The sequence below is a fragment of the Sphingobium sp. TomTYG65 genome (assembly GCF_055395525.1).
The window spans coordinates 1,637,592-1,656,212 of the sequence record NZ_AP027330.1; the positions used below are offsets into that span (position 1 = coordinate 1,637,592).

The 18,621-nt window shown below is 62.9% G+C and carries 19 protein-coding genes; 14 read left to right on the forward strand and 5 right to left on the reverse strand.

All coding sequences use genetic code 11. From position 1 onward, the window contains the following. Positions 1-4 precede the first annotated feature (4 nt). Positions 5-502, reverse strand: a complete 498-nt coding sequence (locus ACZ5Y5_RS08035; RefSeq protein ID WP_464808127.1) for a CvpA family protein — start codon at positions 500-502, stop codon at positions 5-7. Positions 503-512: 10 nt separating this feature from the next. After that, positions 513-1,880 carry a DNA repair protein RadA gene (radA, locus tag ACZ5Y5_RS08040; RefSeq protein WP_464808128.1) on the reverse strand — a complete coding sequence of 456 codons (1,368 nt, stop codon included), beginning with the start codon at positions 1,878-1,880 and terminating at the stop codon, positions 513-515. Positions 1,881-2,070: 190 nt separating this feature from the next. Here radA and ACZ5Y5_RS08045 point away from each other — a divergent pair, with 190 nt between their 5' ends. From ACZ5Y5_RS08045 to ACZ5Y5_RS08055, 3 genes are all read left to right on the forward strand, one after another. Next, positions 2,071-2,766 carry an endonuclease/exonuclease/phosphatase family protein gene (locus ACZ5Y5_RS08045; protein ID WP_464808129.1) on the forward strand — a complete coding sequence of 232 codons (696 nt, stop codon included), beginning with the start codon at positions 2,071-2,073 and terminating at the stop codon, positions 2,764-2,766. A gap of 181 nt (positions 2,767-2,947) precedes the next feature. After that, positions 2,948-5,341: a patatin-like protein gene (locus tag ACZ5Y5_RS08050; RefSeq protein WP_464808130.1), complete on the forward strand. Its 2,394-nt coding sequence runs from the start codon at positions 2,948-2,950 to the stop codon at positions 5,339-5,341. Further along, positions 5,289-5,771: a hypothetical protein gene (locus tag ACZ5Y5_RS08055; protein ID WP_464808131.1), complete on the forward strand. Its 483-nt coding sequence runs from the start codon at positions 5,289-5,291 to the stop codon at positions 5,769-5,771. Before ACZ5Y5_RS08050 ends, ACZ5Y5_RS08055 begins: the two co-directional genes overlap by 53 nt. Here the strand turns inward: ACZ5Y5_RS08055 and ACZ5Y5_RS08060 are convergent, their stop codons facing one another. Beyond that, positions 5,772-6,065, reverse strand: a complete 294-nt coding sequence (locus tag ACZ5Y5_RS08060) for a 4a-hydroxytetrahydrobiopterin dehydratase (RefSeq protein ID WP_464808132.1) — start codon at positions 6,063-6,065, stop codon at positions 5,772-5,774. A gap of 40 nt (positions 6,066-6,105) precedes the next feature. On the opposite strand from ACZ5Y5_RS08060, the gene ACZ5Y5_RS08065 reads away from it, so the two are divergent. From ACZ5Y5_RS08065 to ACZ5Y5_RS08080, 4 genes are read left to right on the forward strand one after another with little or no spacing between them, the layout of a single operon-like run. Next, on the forward strand, positions 6,106-6,513 hold the full coding sequence (locus tag ACZ5Y5_RS08065) for a metallopeptidase family protein (protein WP_464808133.1): 408 nt from the start codon (positions 6,106-6,108) through the stop codon (positions 6,511-6,513). Beyond that, a complete protein-coding gene (gene ccmA, locus ACZ5Y5_RS08070; RefSeq protein WP_464808134.1) occupies positions 6,510-7,112 on the forward strand; it encodes a heme ABC exporter ATP-binding protein CcmA in 603 nt (200 codons plus the stop codon). The genes ACZ5Y5_RS08065 and ccmA overlap by 4 nt, the downstream gene beginning before the upstream one ends. Continuing rightward, positions 7,109-7,756: a heme exporter protein CcmB gene (locus ACZ5Y5_RS08075; protein WP_464808135.1), complete on the forward strand. Its 648-nt coding sequence runs from the start codon at positions 7,109-7,111 to the stop codon at positions 7,754-7,756. The genes ccmA and ACZ5Y5_RS08075 overlap by 4 nt, the downstream gene beginning before the upstream one ends. Beyond that, a complete protein-coding gene (locus tag ACZ5Y5_RS08080; protein ID WP_464808136.1) occupies positions 7,753-8,643 on the forward strand; it encodes a DMT family transporter in 891 nt (296 codons plus the stop codon). Before ACZ5Y5_RS08075 ends, ACZ5Y5_RS08080 begins: the two co-directional genes overlap by 4 nt. 48 nt (positions 8,644-8,691) lie before the next feature. Here the strand turns inward: ACZ5Y5_RS08080 and ACZ5Y5_RS08085 are convergent, their stop codons facing one another. After that, on the reverse strand, positions 8,692-8,970 hold the full coding sequence (locus ACZ5Y5_RS08085) for a chorismate mutase (protein WP_464808137.1): 279 nt from the start codon (positions 8,968-8,970) through the stop codon (positions 8,692-8,694). Between the two features lie 101 nt (positions 8,971-9,071). Here ACZ5Y5_RS08085 and ACZ5Y5_RS08090 point away from each other — a divergent pair, with 101 nt between their 5' ends. From ACZ5Y5_RS08090 to ACZ5Y5_RS08120, 7 genes are all read left to right on the forward strand, one after another. Next, positions 9,072-10,100, forward strand: a complete 1,029-nt coding sequence (locus tag ACZ5Y5_RS08090) for a polyprenyl synthetase family protein (RefSeq protein WP_464810503.1) — start codon at positions 9,072-9,074, stop codon at positions 10,098-10,100. Positions 10,101-10,152: 52 nt separating this feature from the next. Further along, positions 10,153-10,932: a TSUP family transporter gene (locus ACZ5Y5_RS08095; RefSeq protein ID WP_464808138.1), complete on the forward strand. Its 780-nt coding sequence runs from the start codon at positions 10,153-10,155 to the stop codon at positions 10,930-10,932. Positions 10,933-10,996: 64 nt separating this feature from the next. Beyond that, a complete protein-coding gene (gene hrpB / locus ACZ5Y5_RS08100) occupies positions 10,997-13,465 on the forward strand; it encodes an ATP-dependent helicase HrpB (protein WP_464808139.1) in 2,469 nt (822 codons plus the stop codon). A 59-nt stretch (positions 13,466-13,524) separates the two neighbouring features. Then, on the forward strand, positions 13,525-13,803 hold the full coding sequence (locus ACZ5Y5_RS08105) for an ETC complex I subunit (RefSeq protein WP_464808140.1): 279 nt from the start codon (positions 13,525-13,527) through the stop codon (positions 13,801-13,803). Positions 13,804-13,921: 118 nt separating this feature from the next. Next, positions 13,922-14,164, forward strand: a complete 243-nt coding sequence (locus tag ACZ5Y5_RS08110) for an acyl carrier protein (RefSeq protein ID WP_464808141.1) — start codon at positions 13,922-13,924, stop codon at positions 14,162-14,164. Positions 14,165-14,300: 136 nt separating this feature from the next. Next, positions 14,301-15,563 carry a serine palmitoyltransferase gene (spt, locus tag ACZ5Y5_RS08115; RefSeq protein ID WP_464808142.1) on the forward strand — a complete coding sequence of 421 codons (1,263 nt, stop codon included), beginning with the start codon at positions 14,301-14,303 and terminating at the stop codon, positions 15,561-15,563. 123 nt (positions 15,564-15,686) lie between these two features. Further along, complete coding sequence (locus tag ACZ5Y5_RS08120) at positions 15,687-17,678, forward strand: ATP-binding protein (RefSeq protein ID WP_464808143.1); 1,992 nt, start codon at positions 15,687-15,689, stop codon at positions 17,676-17,678. Here the strand turns inward: ACZ5Y5_RS08120 and ACZ5Y5_RS08125 are convergent. After that, the gene (locus ACZ5Y5_RS08125; protein WP_464808144.1) at positions 17,635-18,510 is read right to left on the reverse strand and encodes a hypothetical protein; all 876 of its coding nucleotides are present in this window, start codon (positions 18,508-18,510) and stop codon (positions 17,635-17,637) included. The genes ACZ5Y5_RS08120 and ACZ5Y5_RS08125 overlap by 44 nt on opposite strands. Positions 18,511-18,621: the final 111 nt, after the last annotated feature.

Here is an 18,621-nt window from a genome sequence, read left to right on the forward strand (position 1 = left end):
CAGGCTATCTGGCCCGACGTTCGGCGACGAATTCGCTGATCGCCTGACCGCTGGCATTAAGTAGCGGGTAGGTCCTTGCATCAGAGAGCCAGTCCGGGCGACGGGCGGTGCTGCCGTAGAAGGTGTCGTACACCAGGCTGAAGGCGAGGAAGACGAGGGTCGCGCCGATCAATCCTTTGACCGCACCGAAACCGGCACCCAAAACGCGATCGACAGGGCCGAGTATCGATTGACGGGTGCGGCGGCCGATGGCGTGGGCGAGTAGCTTTCCTGCGCCGAAGGTGATGCCGAAAACAAGAAGGAAAGCAAGAATTGCAGCGCCGCTGACGGTTCCTACAAGGGGGGTGAGCAGTTCGGTCGCGGAGCTGTGGAAGAGGCGGATGGCGAAGATTCCGAGGACCCAGGCGATCAGCGACAATGTTTCGAGAACGAAACCACGTAACAAACCCAGTGCGGCGCAGCCGCCGATGGCGAGGAGAACAAGGATATCGACGGCGTTCATGGACGCCGGGCTATCCGCGGCCGAGCATCTGGTCAACCAATTGGCTTAATGCGCGATAACCACTGACGGCTATCCCCTTCACCCCATCTGCCACGGCAGAGGGAACATAGGCCCGTTCGAAGCCGAGCTTGGCGGATTCGCGCAGGCGCAGGGGCGCATGAGACACCGGGCGGATTTCGCCCGATAGCGCGATTTCGCCGAAAAGAACGAGGTCTGCAGGCACGGGGCGTTCCGCCAAGGCGGAGATAAGCGCGGCAGCGACGGCAAGGTCGGCGGCGGGGTCCGACAGCCGGTAACCGCCCGCGACGTTCAGATAGACTTCGCAAGTCGAAAAGCTAAGGCCACAACGCGCCTCCAGCACGGCCAGGACCATCGCCAGGCGGCCGCTGTCCCAGCCAACCACCGCGCGCCGGGGCGTCGCGCCGCTCGAGAGGCGGACGACAAGCGCTTGTATCTCGACAAGAACGGGCCTGGTGCCCTCCAGCGCCGGAAAGACGGTCGCGCCCGTTACGGTCTCGTCACGATGGGTGAGAAACAGCGCGGATGGGTTGGCGACTTCCTCCAGCCCCTCCGCCACCATGGCGAAGACGCCAATCTCGTCGGTCCCGCCGAAGCGGTTCTTGATGGCGCGCAGGATGCGATACTGATGGCTGCGCTCGCCTTCGAAACTGAGGACGGTATCAACCATATGTTCAAGGACACGAGGGCCCGCGATGCTGCCGTCCTTCGTCACATGGCCGACAAGAATGACGGCTGTGCCGCGCTGCTTGGCGAAGCGGATCAATTCCTGAGAGGAAGCACGCACCTGGCTGACCGTACCGGGCGCGCCTTCGATCAAATCGCTGTGCATCGTTTGGATAGAGTCGATGACAAGCAGGGCCGGCGGCTCCCCCTCCCCCAGCGTGGTCAATATGTCTCGGACGGAGGTGGCACTGGCGAGTTGCACAGGCGCGTTGCCGAGGCCAAGACGCTGCGCGCGAAGACGGACCTGATCCGCCGCTTCTTCGCCGCTGATATAAGCGACCGAAAGGCCACGGGCGGCGATGCGCGCTGCGGCCTGAAGCAGCAGGGTCGATTTGCCTATGCCGGGATCGCCGCCGATCAGGGTCGCTGAGCCCGGGACGATGCCGCCGCCCAGCGCTCGATCAAACTCAGCGATGCCAGTGCTTGTCCGCTGCGGCAGTTCGACCTGGCTATCCAGCCCAACGAGCCTCAGAGCGCGGCCACCGCTTTGCAGGTCGTGGCGGGCAGAGAAGATGGTTTCGGCCGCTTCCTCGACGATGCTGTTCCATTCGCCGCAGTCGTCGCACTGCCCCTGCCAGCGGGAAGAGAGCGTGCCGCACTGCTGACAGACGAATTTGCGCTTTGCTTTGGCCATCAAAAACCTTGTTCGATCTCGCTTCTCGACTTCGCTCAAAGCGACCGGGGGTGGTATGGCGGGATAGCGCGAACGTTTCAAGAACAAAGAGGCGTCAGGAAAGCCCTTCAAGAGGCTCACGGCAAGCGGCGTAGGCGGGAAAGATGATTGAAAGATGGAAACTGCCGCGCAAGTGGCGCATTGTTTCATCATGAAATCCTTCCGCGTTGCTAGCTACAACATCCGCAAGGCCATCGGTACGGATCGCCGCCGAAGTCCGGAGCGGGTGCTGGAAGTGCTGGCGGAGGTGAATGCGGACGTCATCGCGCTGCAGGAGGCGGACAGGCGTTTTGGGGTGAGATCCGCCGCGATCCCGCCTTGGCTGCTTGAATCCCTCAGCCCCTACAAACCTGTACCCTTGAACGTGCAAGCGGATTCGATGGGCTGGCACGGGAACGCCATCCTGGTGCGCAAGGAGGCAGAGATTGGCGCCCATGACGTGCTGCACCTGCCCTGCCTGGAGCCCCGCGGCGCGACGATGGCTGAAGTGACGCTGGGCAAGGCCAGGATGCGAATTTTCGGAATGCACCTGGACCTTTCGGGCCTCTGGCGGCGCAAGCAGGCAGCGGCGGTGATCCACGCGGCGGGATTGCGCGAGGACATGCCTACAGTGCTGATGGGTGACCTGAACGAATGGAGTGCGGGACGAGGATGTCTGGCGGACTTCGCGCGGCATTACAGCTTTGCACCCTGTGGTCGGAGCTTTCATGCCCGGCGACCCGTGGCGCAACTCGACCGGATCATGCACTGCGGGCAGCTGAAGCTTGTCGATAGCGGGGTGCATGACAGTGCAGCGGCGCGGAAGGCATCCGACCATTTGCCGATCTGGGCGGAGTTCCGGTTGTGAGGGTGCGCGATGGATTGATCCCGCCCGGTACCTGCCCCTCCTCTTTTGCGTTGGGTTCCAGCTTGTCGAGAAGCAAGCGCCGGGTTCTCGACAGCTGCTTCTCGACTTCGCTCGAAGTGGACGGGAGGAAAAGAGGCTCGATATCGAACGTGGCTGACACGATCTTAGGAAAAGCACGCTCATGAAGGAGCGCGAACTCCGTCTTGCGCTGGTTTGTTATGGCGGGATCAGCCTGGCCGTTTACATGCACGGCATCACAAAGGAGATCTGGCGGCTGGCGCGGGCTAGCCGGGGCTTTCATGATGGATCGACCAGCGGGAACAGCAGCGAGGCGGTGTATCGAAAGCTGCTGGAAGACCTGGAAGCAGCGAGCGGCGTGCGGTTGCGGGTCATGCCCGACATCATCGCGGGCGCTAGTGCGGGTGGGATCAATGGCATCTTCCTGGCGCAGGCAATCGAGACAGGCCAGTCGCTCGAGCCGCTGACGAACATGTGGCTGGAAAATGCCGATGTGGAACGGCTGCTGGATCCTGACGCCCGGCCTACGCGGCGGATCACGAAATTCTGGGCGACGCCGCTGGTGTGGATGGCGGCCCGGCATCCCGGCGACACGGTGGAGCGCACCGTCGCGCCCAACACGCGTGAGGAGGTGCGGCACAAACTGTCCAATTTCATCCGGTCGCGCTGGTTCGAGCCGCCCTTTGGCGGGGAAATCTTCACAGCGATGATTTTGGACGCGTTCGACGCCATGGAGGCGGCAGAGCGCGGGCCGCCGCTGCTGCCGGAGGGGCATCCGCTGGACCTGTTCGTCACCGTGACGGATTTTGAGGGTCATCCGCAGAGCCTCAATCTCAACAGCCCGCCCCAGGTGGTCGAGACGGAGCATCGCCTTTCCATCGGTTTTAGAGCGCGTGGACGCGGCGACCGGATCTTCGCCGATCCGGCCGAACTCGTCTTTGCCGCAAGGGCGACCGCCAGCTTTCCGGGCGCTTTCCCGCCCTTTACCGTGCGCGAACTGGACAAGGTGCTGAAGCGCCGCCATCGCGCCTGGCCGACGCGCGACGCCTTTCTGGCGCATGCCCTGCCCCGGCATTGGGCACGCGGCACGGCCGAGGATGCCGTGCTGATCGATGGGTCCGTCCTGGCGAACGCGCCCTTCGCTCAGGCGATCGGGGCGTTGCGCAACCGGCCTTCGCGACGGGAAGTGGATCGGCGTTTCGTCTATATCGATCCCAAGCCGGGTCACCGCTCGATTCAGCTCAACAAGGAGGGCGACAGGGCAGAAGAAGCAGTCGGCGAAGCTGCGCCCCTACCCGGTTTCTTCCGCACCATCTTCGGGGCACTGAGCGACATTCCGCGTGAACAGCCGATCCGCGACAATTTGGAGGCCATCGACCGCCACTCGTCGCGTATTCGCCGCATGGTGCGCATCCTGAACGCGCTTCGGCCTGGGATCGAGGCGGAAGTGGAAAGCGCAATGGGCGGCATGCTGTTCCTCGACCGGCCCACCCCTGCGCGTCTGTCCGCATGGCGCGCCAAGGCGCAGCAGCGCGCTGCCAGTTCGGCAGGCTTCGCCTTCCCAGCTTATGGGCATCTCAAGCTGTCCGGCATCGTCGAGGATCTCGCCGCGCTGCTCTTCCGCCTGAGCGAAGAGGAAAGTCCGCTGATGCGCGAAAATTACCGGCAGGCGCTTTGGTCGCATGTCCGATCGATCGGCGCGGATCAGCTGACCGAGGATGTCGGGCCAGGATCACCGCCCGTCCTCTTCTTCCGCACGCATGACCTTGCCTTCCGAATCCGGCGGCTGCGGTTCCTGGCGCGGAGGCTTGCCGATACGTTGGAGGTCGAATCGCAGGCCGACGACGCTGCGGTCCAGAAGATGCATGACGCCATCTATCAGGCCCTCGCCCATTATACCGAATGCGAAGGGACGGACTTCTACAATGGCGCGATTCGGTCAGCGGCGCAGGAGGTCCCAAACGATCCGGCAGCCGCGCTGGATGCGATCGCGCAGGCACGCGGACTGGGTGATCGCGACAACGTGGCGGACATGATGCTGGCCGAAGCGCTCGCCGACCTACCCAAAGCTGAGCGGAGGACGATGCTGCTCTCCTATCTGGGCTTCCCCTTTTACGACATCGCCACTCTACCGTTGCTTCAAGGCCACGCTATGGATGAATATGATCCGGTGAAAGTGGACCGGATTTCGCCCGAAGATTGCAGCGCGATCCGTGCAGGCGGCGCAGAAGCAACATTAAAGGGCATAGAATTCAACAATTTCGGTGCCTTCTTTAGCAGGGCCTATCGCGAGAATGACTATTTGTGGGGACGCCTTCATGGCGTCGAGCGCCTGCTGGATATCGTAATTTCCGCATTACCGGCGGCAAGCCGCCTTCCCGAAGAGAGCGTGCGCGCCTATAGGCAAGCCGCTTTCATGGCGATTCTCGATGAGGAGGAACAGCGACTTCCGCATGTTGCTGATCTGATTGCCATTTTGCGGGAGGAAGTCGGTGGGCGCACGGGTGGGGCTGTTTCCATTGATGGTGATGCTGACGCTGATGGCGGGATGCCGTGACGCGTCCGGCGATGCCGTGTCCGCAGACAATGCTACTTCACCGCTGCCGGTGCTTTCCGCCAATGCGATCGAGGGCGAGCCAATCGAAGTCGTCGCCGCGCGGCAGCGGCCTTCCGCCGAAGTGACTGTGCGCGCGCAGCCTGCGCCACTCGGATCGCTGGACCTGCCGCCCTCCCCTGACGCTGCGCTTGCGACGCCATTCCCACAGGAAGTCACCAGCTTCATGGTGGACCGCGACAGTTGCGATCACTTCCGGGGCGAGGAACCCTATGATGGGGAGCGCCGCGTTTTCCTGATGGAAAGCATTGCCGAACTGTGCACCGGCACGGATGCGAAGCTGGCGATGCTGCGGCGGCGCTATGCCGGTGATCCCGCGGTCATCGCCGCGCTACACGGCTATGAGGATCGCATCGAAACCCAAGCGAACTGATCAGGCGGTCAGCAGCGCGTCGATGGCCTTCGCCATGTCGATGTCGCGACGGGAAAGCCCATCCGCATCATGTGTCGTCAGGGTGATATCGACACGATTATAGACGTTGAACCATTCGGGATGATGGTTCGCCTGTTCGGCCAGCAGGGCGACGCGCGTCATGAAGCCGAAAGCGGCGCTGAAATCGGAAAAGGTGAAGCGGCGGTGGATGCCCTCCGGCTCCGCGGTCACCGTCCATTCCGGCAGACTGGCGAGTTCCTGATCCCGCTCTTCCGCGGTCAGTTTACCAATCATGGCTCTATCCTCATAATTTTGTTTGGCCTATGTCGCAGCCATGTCCAACAATGGTCAACCCCCTCTTTTGCCCCCGACACGCGCCCAGATAGAAAGCTTGGCCCTGGAGGCGTTAGGGCGATTGCCCGATCCCTTCCGCACACACCTGTCCAATGTGGTGCTGTTCGTCGAGGAATTCGCTGAGGATCAGGTGCTGAAGGAGATGGGGATCGATGATCCTTTCGGCCTGACCGGCCTTTACAGTGGACGTCCGGTTGGGGAACCGGCGCAGACCGGCGACAGTCCGCCGACCGTCCATCTGTACCGGCGACCGCTGCTGGATGAATGGGTGGAGACGGGCGTGCCACTGGACGCGCTGATCACCCATGTGGTGGTGCACGAGATCGGGCATCATTTCGGCCTTTCAGACCTGGACATGCAGGTGTTGGAGGACATGGTCGCATCATGAGCGATGCAGCGCTGCGCTTGTCGGGCATTGCCTGCGCGCGCGGCGGGCGGCTGCTGTTCCGGGGTGTGGACCTGGCTCTGAAAGCGGGTGAAAGCGCACTGCTGCGGGGCCCCAACGGGATCGGGAAATCGAGCCTGATGCGAATTTGCGCAGGGCTGCTACGCCCGGTCGCGGGGACGATTGAGCGGCGGGGGCGGATCGCGTTGGCGGACGAGCGGCTGGCGCTCGATATGGAAGAGCCGTTGCGGGCGGCGCTGGGATTTTGGGCCCGGCTGGACGGAGCGGATGCGGTGGCGCTGGACCGGGCGCTGGATGCGATGGCCCTTGGGCCACTGGCCGACATACCAGTGCGGATGCTCTCGACCGGACAACGGAAGCGCGCGTCATTGGCGCGGGTGATCGCTGGCGGGGCTCCGCTGTGGCTACTGGACGAGCCCGGCAACGGGCTGGATGACGCGTCGCTCGAGCTGCTGGGTAAAGCGGTGGCGGCGCATGTGGCTGGTGGCGGGATTGTCGTGGCGGCTTCGCACCAGCCTCTGCCGATGACAGCGCCGGTGACGGTCGAACTTGCCAATTATGTGGCGGAGGATGCGGCGTGAGGCTGGTCCTGTTGCTGGCGGCGCGGGACCTGCGTCAGGCATGGCAGTCTTCGGGACTGTGGCTGCCGGTTGCGTTTCTGTTGCTGGTGGCCAGCCTCTACCCCTTCGCCGTGGGCCCTGACGCGGCGCTGCTACGGCGATCGGGCGGAGGCATGTTGTGGATTGCGGCGCTGCTGGCGAGTCTGCTGCCGGTCGATCGTCTGGTTGCGCCGGACCGGGACGCGGGCGTGCTCGACCAGATTGCGCTGCGAGGGGTTGGTGAGGAACTGGTGGTCCTGGCGCGGCTGATCGCGCATTGGCTTGGCTTCGGGCCTGCGCTGATGATCGCCACCTTGCCAGCAGCCGCCTTGCTGAAGCTGGACAGTGCGACAATCGGAATGCTGGAATTGGGATTGTTGATCGGGACCCCTGCCCTCGCCGCCCTCGGGCTGCTGGTGGCGAGCCTGACGGCAGGGCTGCGGTCCAGTGGAGCGCTGGCGGGATTGCTGGCATTACCGCTGGCGGTGCCGCTGCTGATCTTTGGCGCAGGCACGTTGGGCGACGGAAGCGGAGCGGCGCTCAAATTCCTGGGCGCGGCGTCGCTGCTGCTGGTTGCGATCACGCCTTTTGCCGGCGGAGCGGCCATAAGGGCAGGACGGGAATGATCGCGCTTGCCGCTTCGCTGCTGTTCGTCCTGATCTGGTCAACGGGGTTCATAGTCGCGCGGGGAACGGTTCCTCACGGCGCACCCGAGTTGATATTGAGCATCCGGCTGACGCTGACGGCAGTGCTGCTGGGCATGATCGCTCTCGGCGCGCGGCAAAGGGCGCCGAGTGGGAAGCGTTTGTTTCTGCATCTGTTCGCCGGGGCAATGTTGCACGGCATCTATCTCACGGTGAGTTGGTGGGCCGTCTACCATGGCATGCCTGCAGGGATCATGGCGCTGCTAGGCGCGCTGCAGCCGCTGATGGTCGCGGTGGCGAGCGTGTTCTTGTTCGGAGAAAGGCTGCTGAAGCGCGCTTGGGTAGGACTGGCCATAGCCATTGCAGGGGTCACTTGCGTTTTGCTGCCAGCGATCGAGCGATCCGGCGCGGGCGGGATCCCGATGATCCCAGTAATTGCTGGTTTGGTGGCGATTATCGCGATGACGGGCGGCACACTGGTGCAGCGTGGCGCAATCGCAGGCGACGGCATCTGGATTTCAGGCGCGGTGCAGAATGCTGGAGGAGCAATGGTCGCGGTCGCGGCGGCGCTGACGGTCGGCGAGATGCGCTGGGACAATGCGCCGTTGCTGTGGCTCGGCCTCGGTTGGTCAGTGCTGGGCTTGTCGGCCGGCGGGCTGTCGCTGCTAATCTGGCTGGTGCGGACACAGGGCCCGACTCGCATGTCGATGCTGCTGCTGCTCGTTCCGCCGCTTGCAGCCGTGGAAGCGTGGCTGCTGTTTGGGGAAAGGCTGGGTCCGATCCAGTTGATCGGGTTCGCGTTGGCTTTGGTGGGCGTTCTGCTCGGAAGGTCGCAGGGTAAGCGGGAGACCGTTAGCGAGCCGGCCTGACTATCTCGACCGCGCTCGAAACGAACAGGTTAGCGTCGCGCTCTCCGCTTATCCTTCCCGCAGCCGCTCATGGTGGCGGATGACTTCGTCGATGATGAAGCGCAGGAATTTCTCAGTGAAATCGGGGTCGAGATTGGCGTCCGTCGCGAGCTGGCGAAGGCGCGCGATCTGCCGTTCTTCGCGGCCGGGATCGGCGGGCGGCAGATCGTGGGTTGCCTTATATTCGCCCACCGCCTGGGTGATCTTGAAGCGCTCTGCGAGCATGAACACGAGCGCCGCATCGATATTATCGATGCTCTCGCGATACCGCTTCAAAGTTTCGTCCACGCTCGTCCTCCGTTCTTCGGGCGCTTTTTGCGCCATCCATCGCCGTGCGCAAGCTATTCCCGCTTGCCATCTGCATTTTGCGCCGCCACATGGGCCGGGTCATGACCGCACCCGCCTCCGGCAATGTCCACCCCATCGGCCGCGCTAACGGCGCGCCTTCGCTCGCCCCCATGATGGCGCTGGTTGCCCCGGGCATGAACCAGGTGAATGCGGTGATCCTGGACCGGATGCAGTCGCGCATTCCGCTGATCCCGGAACTGGCAGGCCATCTCATCGCGGGGGGCGGCAAGCGGATGCGGCCCATGCTCACCCTCGCCTGTGCGCAACTGGTGGGTTATGCGGGGAGCCGCCACTACAAGCTGGCAGCCGCCGTTGAGTTCATCCACACCGCCACGCTGCTGCACGACGATGTAGTGGATGGCTCGGGCCTGCGCCGCGGCCGCAAGACCGCCAACATTATTTGGGGCAACAGCGCCAGCGTGCTGGTCGGGGACTTCCTCTTTTCCCGCGCCTTCGAACTGATGGTCGAGGCGGAGTCGCTCAAGGTGCTGAAGATTCTGTCCAACGCATCGGCCGTGATCGCGGAGGGGGAGGTCAACCAGCTGACGGCGCAGCGCAAGATCGACACCAGCGAAGAGCAATATCTCGACATCATCGGCGCGAAGACGGCAGCTCTGTTCGCCGCTGCCTGCCGGATTTCCGCCGTTGTCGCGGACCGTGATGAAGCGGAAGAAAAGGCGCTGGACGTCTATGGCCGCAACCTGGGCATCGCTTTCCAACTGATCGACGATGCCATCGATTATGAGTCGGATGGAGCCACCATGGGCAAGGATGCCGGTGACGATTTCCGCGATGGGAAGGTGACGCTGCCTGTAATTCTCGCCTATGCGCGCGGGTCTGAAGAGGATCGCGCCTTCTGGAAACAGGCTATCGCGGGTAATCGGGTGAGCGACGAAGACCTCGCCTACGCAACGCAATTGCTGCGAAAGACGGGCGCCATCGACGATACGCTGGCGCGGGCGCGACTATATGGACAGCGCGCCATCGATGCGCTGGGCCAGTTTGATGCCGGCACAGCCAAGGCAGCGCTGACGGAAGCCGTCGAGTTCGCCATAGCACGCGCTTATTGAGGGGTTCGCGACGCCCGCTCGTACTACGGAATAGCAGCGGGGCGTTCCTTACATGATTCTATCTCCGGAAACTTTGGCTTTCCTCATGGCGGCGGCGCTGGCCGCCGGATGCATCGATGCGATGGCAGGCGGCGGCGGGCTGATCGCCCTGCCCGCCCTGCTCGCTGCCGGAGTGCCGCCCGTTCCTGCCGTCGCCACGAACAAGCTGCAATCGTCCCTTGGCACCTTTGGCGCGTGCGTCGCTTATGCGCGGGCAGGCCATATGGACCTGAAAACCTATCGCTGGCCGGTTTTTGCTGCCTTTACGGGCTCCATAGGCGGCGCATGGCTGCTGCAGCGCGTAGATTCGACCCTTTTGGCAGGCCTGATGCCTGCGCTCCTCATTGTTCTGGCTTTATATTTCACCTTCTCACCCAAAGTGAGTGAGATGGACCGACGCAGCCGCGTGGGGATCGTCATCCTGAGCCTGCTGATCGGCGTGATCGGCTTTTACGATGGCTTTTTTGGGCCTGGCGCTGGGGCTTTTTACACGACCGTGTTCGTGGCGCTGGGCGGGCTGGGGCTCGTGCGGGCAACGGCGCAGACCAAGGCTGCGAATTTCGCGAGCAACATTGCGGGGCTCATGACCATGATCATTGGCGGTCATGTCATCTGGGTTGCCGGGCTGGCGATGGCGGTGGGAAGTATCACTGGTGGGCAGATCGGATCGCATCTCGCCATGCGGTTCGGGAGCAGGCTGATCCGGCCGCTGCTGATCATCATGTCGCTCGGGCTGACTGCGAAGATGCTGCTGGACCCGAAAAACCCGGTTCATGCGTTGCTGTTCGGATAGGCCGGCGGAATCTTCCAGATCCCCCGCAACTCTTGCAGGCCGTGACGAATAAAGCGACAGGGCGATGATGAGCACTGCGCTGCCGATATATGATGTTCTGCCCCGACTCCTTGAAGCCTTGCGCAAAGGGAGCAATGCAGTGCTCGTCGCACCGCCGGGCGCGGGCAAGACGACAGCCGTCGCCCCCGCTTTGCTGGGTGAACCGTGGTGCACTGGACAGATATTGCTGCTTTCTCCCCGGCGTCTGGCGGCTCGGGCGGCGGCGGAGCGCATCGCCGAGTTGATGGGCGAAACAGCAGGCGGAACCGTTGGCTACGCGACGCGCATGGACAGCAAGCAGTCGGCAAAGACGCGGATTCTAGTACTGACAGAGGGCATCTTCGTGCGGCGGATACAGGATGATCCGGAGCTTTCGGGCGTGTCCGCGGTACTGTTCGATGAAGTGCATGAGCGCAGCCTGGATAGCGACTTCGGATTGGCACTGGCGCTAGATGCGCAGGCGGCGCTGAGGCCGGACCTGCGGGTCGTCCCAATGTCCGCTACGCTGGACGGGGCGCGCTTTGCCGCCCTGCTCGACAATGCGCCCGTGCTGGAAAGCGAAGGGCGCATTCAGCCGCTGGAACTCAGGCATTTGGGGCGATCGGCAGAAAAGCGGATCGAGGAGGAAGTGGCCGCTGCCGTGCGGCGGGCTTTGTCGGAAGAAGCGGAAGGCGACCTTCTCGTCTTCCTGCCCGGCGTGGCGGAGGTCGAACGAACGGCAGAGCGGCTGGATGGGCTCAGCGTCGAGGTGCATCGGCTACACGGAAGCCTTGACCCTGGCGCTCAGCGGGCCGCCATACGGCCTTCGCGTGAAGGACGGCGAAAGGTCATATTGGCCACCTCCATCGCCGAAACCAGCCTGACCATTGAAGGGGTTCGCATCGTCGTCGATTCCGGCCTATCGCGCCGTCCCCGCTATGACCGGGCTGCGGGTGTTACGCGCCTCGTGACCGAAAGGGCGAGCCAAGCGGCAGCGACGCAGCGGGCGGGCCGTGCCGCGCGGCAGCGCCCTGGCGTCGCCTACCGCCTGTGGGAAGCTGCGGCGACAGCAGGCATGCCGCCATTCGATCCGCCCGAGATATTGGAAAGCGACCTATCGAGCCTGCTGCTTGACTGCGCGCTATGGGGCGTAAGTGATCCCGCGAGCCTGCGATGGCTCGATCCTCCACCGGCTGCCGCGCTGAGCGAGGCGCGAAAGCGGCTGACGGTGCTTGAGGCGCTGGATCAGGATGGGCGGATCACTGTGCATGGAAGGGCGCTTGCCCAACTGCCGTTGGAGCCACGGATCGGCCATATGCTGGTACGAGCCGGCGAGATGGGGCTGGCAGATGTCGCTGCCGAAGTCGCCCTCCTTCTGGGCGAGCGCGGGCTGGGCGGGCCGGATGTCGACCTGTCACAACGGCGGATGCGCTGGCGGCGCGAAAGCGGTAAGCGGGCCGACGCCGGCCGGGCCATGGCGAAAAGATGGGCTAGGCTCGCAACGCTGCCTCCCGCACCTAACCCTTCGTTGAGATTGGGGGGGGCAGATCACGAAACGGGCCTCTGCCTTGCCCTCGCCTTTCCTGACCGCGTCGCGAAGCGGCGCTCCGCAGATGGCGCTGACTGGGCGAGTGTCGGCGGCCGCGGCTTCCGGCTTGACCCTGCCTGCCCACTCGCGCGGGAAGAGTGGCTGGCCATCGGGGAGGTGCAGGGCAGTGCGGCGGGCGCGCGAATATTGTCAGCAGCGCCTATTGGTGAAGACGAGGTCCTGCGCCTGTTCAGCGGCCGGGTGACGGAGCATCGGACGGTGCGCTTCCGGCCTGAGACCGGCGGCATAGAAGCGCTGCGGGAAAGGCGGCTGAGGGCTCTAAGGCTGTCATCGGGGTTCGATGATCGACCGGATGCGGAAGCGGTGATCGCCGCGCTTGTGGATGGCGTAAGACGCGGCGGGCTGGACCTCTTGCCCTGGTCGGAAGCCGCGCTGTCGCTGCGGATGCGGGCGGGCTTTGCCGGAGTGGAAGCTTTGTCTGACGAAGCGCTGCTCGCCAGCCTTGGCGAGTGGCTGCCGCCCCTGCTCGCGGGCAAGCGGCGCTTGTCCGACATCGACCGGTCGCAGCTTTCCGGGGTACTCGAAGGGCTGATCGGATGGGACGGCAAGCAGCAACTCGACCGGCTCGCGCCGCCGGATTTCCGTTCGCCAGCGGGCAGCAGTCATGCAATCGACTATGCGGCCGAAGGAGGGCCGAGGGTGGAGTTGCGCGTACAGGCGCTGTTCGGCCTCGCCGAGCATCCGGTGGTCGGAAGCGCGCGCATACCGCTCGTCCTGTCGCTGACTTCGCCTGCCGGGCGGCCGATCCAGACGACACGCGACCTGCCCGGTTTCTGGGCGGGCAGTTGGAGCGCGGTGGCGAAGGAAATGCGCGGGCGCTACCCTCGCCATCCTTGGCCCGACGATCCGGCAGGTGCGGCCGCCACCCTGCGCACGAAACGCGCCGAGGCCCGTGGCAAGCCTTGACTTGAGGGCGTTCGCTGGTGCAACGGAGCCATCGCCTTCCCAAGGAGTTTGACGCCACGATGGCCGCGCGTATCTATCAGATCCAGAAGAACGCCCTTCAGTCCGGCAAGGCTCGGACCGACAAATGGGTCTTGGAATTTGCGCCCAGCGAGGCGAAGAAGCCCGATCCACTGACGGGCTGGGCCGGTTCCGGCGATACGCAAAGCCAGGTAAAGCTGACCTTCCCTTCGGTCGATGCAGCACGCGCCTATGCGGACAAATATGGGATCGATTACCGCTTCATCCCAACTCCGCCCAAGACGCTGAAGATTCAGGCATACGCCGACAATTTCCGCTGAGGCGTGAATCGGCGGCACAATCGGGCGCGATGCTGCCCGATTGCCGCCTTATTCCCTTGCCAAGAGGCAAAGCTTGGGGGCAAAAGCCACCCTTTGATGGGAAAGCTTTGAACAGATAATGACGGATCGCCAGCAGATTTTCGACAGCATCACCGCGCAGATCGCGCCTTTCAACAAGAAGGGCGTTGAACTGACCGAGGCCACCAGCTTCGCGGGCGACCTGGAGTGGGACAGCCTGACAGTGATGGATTTCGTCGCCGCGATCGAAGACGAGTTCGACATCATCATCACGATGAACATGCAGGCTGAGATCGAAAATGTCGGCCAGCTTGTCGATGCCGTGGCGAAGCTGAAGGGCTGAGCCAGCTTACCTTTCCCGTTTTCCTCCATCCGGTTCAACCTTGCTGAGAACCGATGGTCGAGATGACGGGGCAAAAGTTTTCGACTGACGCATCCCGGCTTTGCTCGATGCTGATCAAACCGAACGGATATATGTGATGACCGACGCTGCGGAAACCGCCACCGACGCCCACACGCCCGCCGAAGTGGTTGGCGCGCGTGACCTGTTTTCCAAATTCGACCCTCTGATCGCGGAGCGCGAGGCGCTGTTGGCGACCGGGGTGCGTGACCCCTTCGCCATCGTGATGGACGAGGTGAAGTCCCCGACCCAGGCAGTCATCAAGGGCAAGGACACGATCCTGCTCGGCACCTATAATTATATGGGCATGACTTTCGACCCCGACGTGGTGGCTGCCGGCAAGAAGGCGCTCGACGATTTCGGGGCGGGCACGACGGGCAGCCGCGTGCTGAATGGCACCTACCAGGGCCACAAGGAAGTCGAGGAAGCGCTCAAGGACTTTTACGGCACTTCCGGCGCCATGGTCTTTTCGACTGGCTACCAGGCCAATTTGGGTATGATCTCAACGCTGGCGGGGCGTGGTGATTATGTCGTGCTGGACGCGGATAGCCATGCGTCCATCTATGACGGCTGCTTCTTGGGCGATGCTGAAATTGTGCGCTTCCGCCACAACAGCGTAGAGGATCTGGACAAGCGCCTCGGCCGCTTACCCGCCGACGCGCAAAAGCTGGTGGTTCTGGAAGGCGTCTACTCAATGTTGGGCGATGTCGCCCCTCTGCCCGAAATGGTAGCGGCGGTGCGCAAGCATCCCAACTGCATGATCCTGGTCGATGAGGCTCACGGGATGGGCTTTTTCGGACCCAATGGTCGCGGCGTTTATGAAGAGCAGGGCGTCGAAAAAGATGTCGATTTCGTCGTAGGCACCTTCTCCAAATCGGTTGGGACGGTCGGCGGCTTTTGCGTGTCCAACCATCCCAAGTTTGAAGTGCTGCGGCTCGTTTGCCGCCCCTATGTCTTCACCGCATCCCTGCCGCCGAGCGTGGTCGCTACCGCAGCAACCTCGATCCGCAAGCTGATGCATGCGGGCGAGAAGCGAGCGCATCTGTGGAAGAACAGCCAGCGTCTGCACAGAGGGCTGACGAACCTTGGCTTTAAACTGGGCACCGAAACTCCTCAGTCCGCCATCATCGCGGTGATCCTGACGGATCAAACCCAGGCGGTGGCGATGTGGCAGGCGCTGCTGGAGCTGGGCCTTTACGTGAATATGGCTCGGCCGCCCGCCACGCCTGCTGGAACATTCCTGCTGCGTTGCTCGCTTTGCGCGGAACATAGTGACGAGCAGGTCAGTCAAATCATTGGCATGTTCGAGGCGGCAGGCAAAGCGACCGGGGCGATCGGCTGAACGCCCCCAACGGGCTGATTTGCTGTCAGGCGACATCATCATCCGATAAGGCGAGCGTACATCAAGGAACCTTTTCATCCTTGATATTTCGGCGGTAATACTGTTCGACTAATGTACGGGTTGATGGCGGACAGCTATTACATGGAAGATCAAGAGTCTGGCTGGCAAGCGGCGGTTCGACGCTTCCTTCCGCTGGTCTTGGTGATATTGCTGGTGGGGGCGCTCGGCACCCTGCTTTACAGCGCCAGCAACGCATCTCGCGATCATGAACGGGCGTTGATGGAACAGCGCCGCAGCTTCGAAATCATAGCTCTTGCGCGGGCTTTTGAAGCCAAGACCGCGCGGGCTGAAGTGACGCTAGCCCGCTATGTGATCAGTCTTGATCCTGATGTCGGACGCTTGTTCCAGGACCAGTGGCGCACCGCATCGAGCCAATTGAAGCTTCTGAGCTATGCCACGCGTCAATCGGGGTGGCAGCGGGACAATGTGCGGGAGCTGCAGCACGCGTTCGAGCAGCGTGGCAAGACGTTGAGCGAAATCGGGCTGCGCACGACCTACGACCAGAAGATGGCCGCGTTGGCTCAATTCCACCGCGCCGGGCGGTCAGAGGATCTTAAGCATATCACGGCACTGCTCGATCGAGTGATCCAAGCCGAAAATGGCCGGCTGCAAGAGCGAAGCCTGGCCGTGAAGCTGGCTGGTAACCGGACACAATTTGTCGATCGGACCTCGCGCCTGTTTGGTCTGGTGCTGTTGGTCTGCGTTCTGTTTGCGCTCTGGATGGTGAATGCTGCCTATACCGAGCGCCGAAATGCGCGGCGGATAGCAGATATGGAGGCCGAACGCGCTGACAGACTCGAGGAGGCAGTTGCGGCTCGGACGGCCGAACTTTCCGATGCCTATGAGCAATTGAAGAAGGAGACGTCCGAACGCGCTGCCGCTGAGGAAAATTTGCGGCAGATGCAGAAGATGGACGCGGTGGGCCAGTTGACCGGCGGCATCGCGCACGACTTCAACAACATGCTGGCGGTGGTCGTTGGCGGACTGGAACTCGCCAAGCGCAAACTGCGCCTGAAGCCCCAGGAAGCCGCTCGACATCTGGACAATGCGATGGAAGGAGCCAACCGCGCCGCGGCTTTGACCCGCCGTCTGCTTGCCTTCGCCCGGTCCGAGCCTTTGCTACCCAACGCCATTGATCCGGATCAGTTGGTCAGGGGCATGGCGGAACTGATCGATCGTTCCATCGGCGACCAGATCACCGTGTCATTCGACAATAAGGCCGCAGGTTGGCACATTTTCGTCGATCAGCATCAGATGGAGAACGCCGTACTGAACCTGTGCGTCAATGCTCGCGATGCGATGGACGGGCGCGGACGGCTGACGATCGAGACGCGCCAGGCTCAGTTGGACGAACATGAGATTGGCGAGTGCGCTGCGGGCGATTATGTCGTCCTGAGCGTTAAAGATGATGGCTGCGGCATGCCTCCCGAAGTGCTGGCGCGGGTGTTTGAGCCGTTCTTCACGACCAAGCCAGTGGGCAAAGGCACTGGCCTTGGCCTCAGCCAGATATTCGGCTTCGTCCGGCAGAGCCAAGGCGAGATCCGTATCGAGTCCGAGCTGGGCGAAGGCACAAGCGTGCATATCTATCTCCCGCGCAAGATGGGTGTCGAAGAAACCGGATCGAGCGAAGCAACGCTACCCGACCGTGAGCCGGTATTGCATCCGCCCACGCGCATATTGGTCGTCGAGGACGATCCACGCGTGCTGAACCAGACGATGGCGGCGCTCGCGGAACTGGGGCACCTGCCGGTCGCCTGTGATCACCCTTCAAAGGCCGCGAAGCTGCTCACCAGCCACCGCGACGTCGGGCTTATCATCAGCGATGTGCTGATGCCCGACATGACTGGCCCGGAAATGATTCGCACCCTTCCCGCAGCGCATGCACATGTCCCGGTATTGTTCGTCACAGGCTATGCTGGGGACATCGCCGAAAGTTCGGAATTTGGCGGTCACGAAGTGCTGCGCAAGCCCTATACCTTGATGGGACTGTCCCATGCGTTGTCCAACGCACTCAGCGGATCGCACCACCCCGGAACAGCCGCGGCAGCAGAGTAAGCGCGCCTAAAAGAGGCCAGCGGCGCTGCCAGGGCTTGATGGCGATCGCTGTACCGGCATGTCGGTTGATCTTCCACGCGAGATAGTCGATGCCGCCGGCATAGGTGAAGCTGGCCTTCGCCAATCTTACGACCGAAAGCCATTTGCCACGCCGCTGAAGCTGCCGCCACCGCTCGGCAGCGTTGTGAGGGGATGAAGGCAGCCCCTGCGCCAGCGCGGCATTACCAAAGCGGCTATACCGCTGGGGGTCTGCATCGACGATAGAGAGCGAGCGGCCCTTTTTCTCTGCACGCAGTTCGGCATTGTAGGTAAGCGTGAAGCCGGTTTTCCAGAGCGCCAGCGCATCCTGCGCTTCCGACATAGGCCAAGCCAAAGAGAGCAATGTGGGCGCGGCATTGGCCACCGCGCTGATGGCGCGCTGGCGCGCGAGATCATCTGCGGCCCAAAGCAGCCGAGATGGTTGGGCAAATCGCGCCCAGACCGAGACATTGTCCGCAGCAGAGCTGTTGAGCCGGGCGAAGTCGGCTTCCGAAAGAACGGCATATTTGGCGATCAAGCCATTATGTTCGAAAGGAAAGACATTGGGCGGGATCAGCCGATTGGCGGCTGCAAGCCAACTTTTGCCATAGGCCGCGCGATAATCCGACACGATCAGGTAGAAATCCAGCATCAGTCCGTCGAGGTTCCTCTCCCGTAGGCAGGAACCGTAGAAGAGTACCGCTCGAGCGGCGTCGGGATATTGAGCGGCCAGCGCACCAGCCATCGCAGCCGCTCGCGGATCGGCGGGTTCGGCAAGTTCGGCGGTGACGAGGGAGAGAAGGTTTTGCGGCATCGATCCTGTCCGGCACGCCCAGCTCTTGCGAAGCACTGATACGAGGCGTGTGGCCTGTATCAGCCGTAGATCAAAGGGCGGTCCTAGGCTCCTGCCTTCGCAGGAGCACGC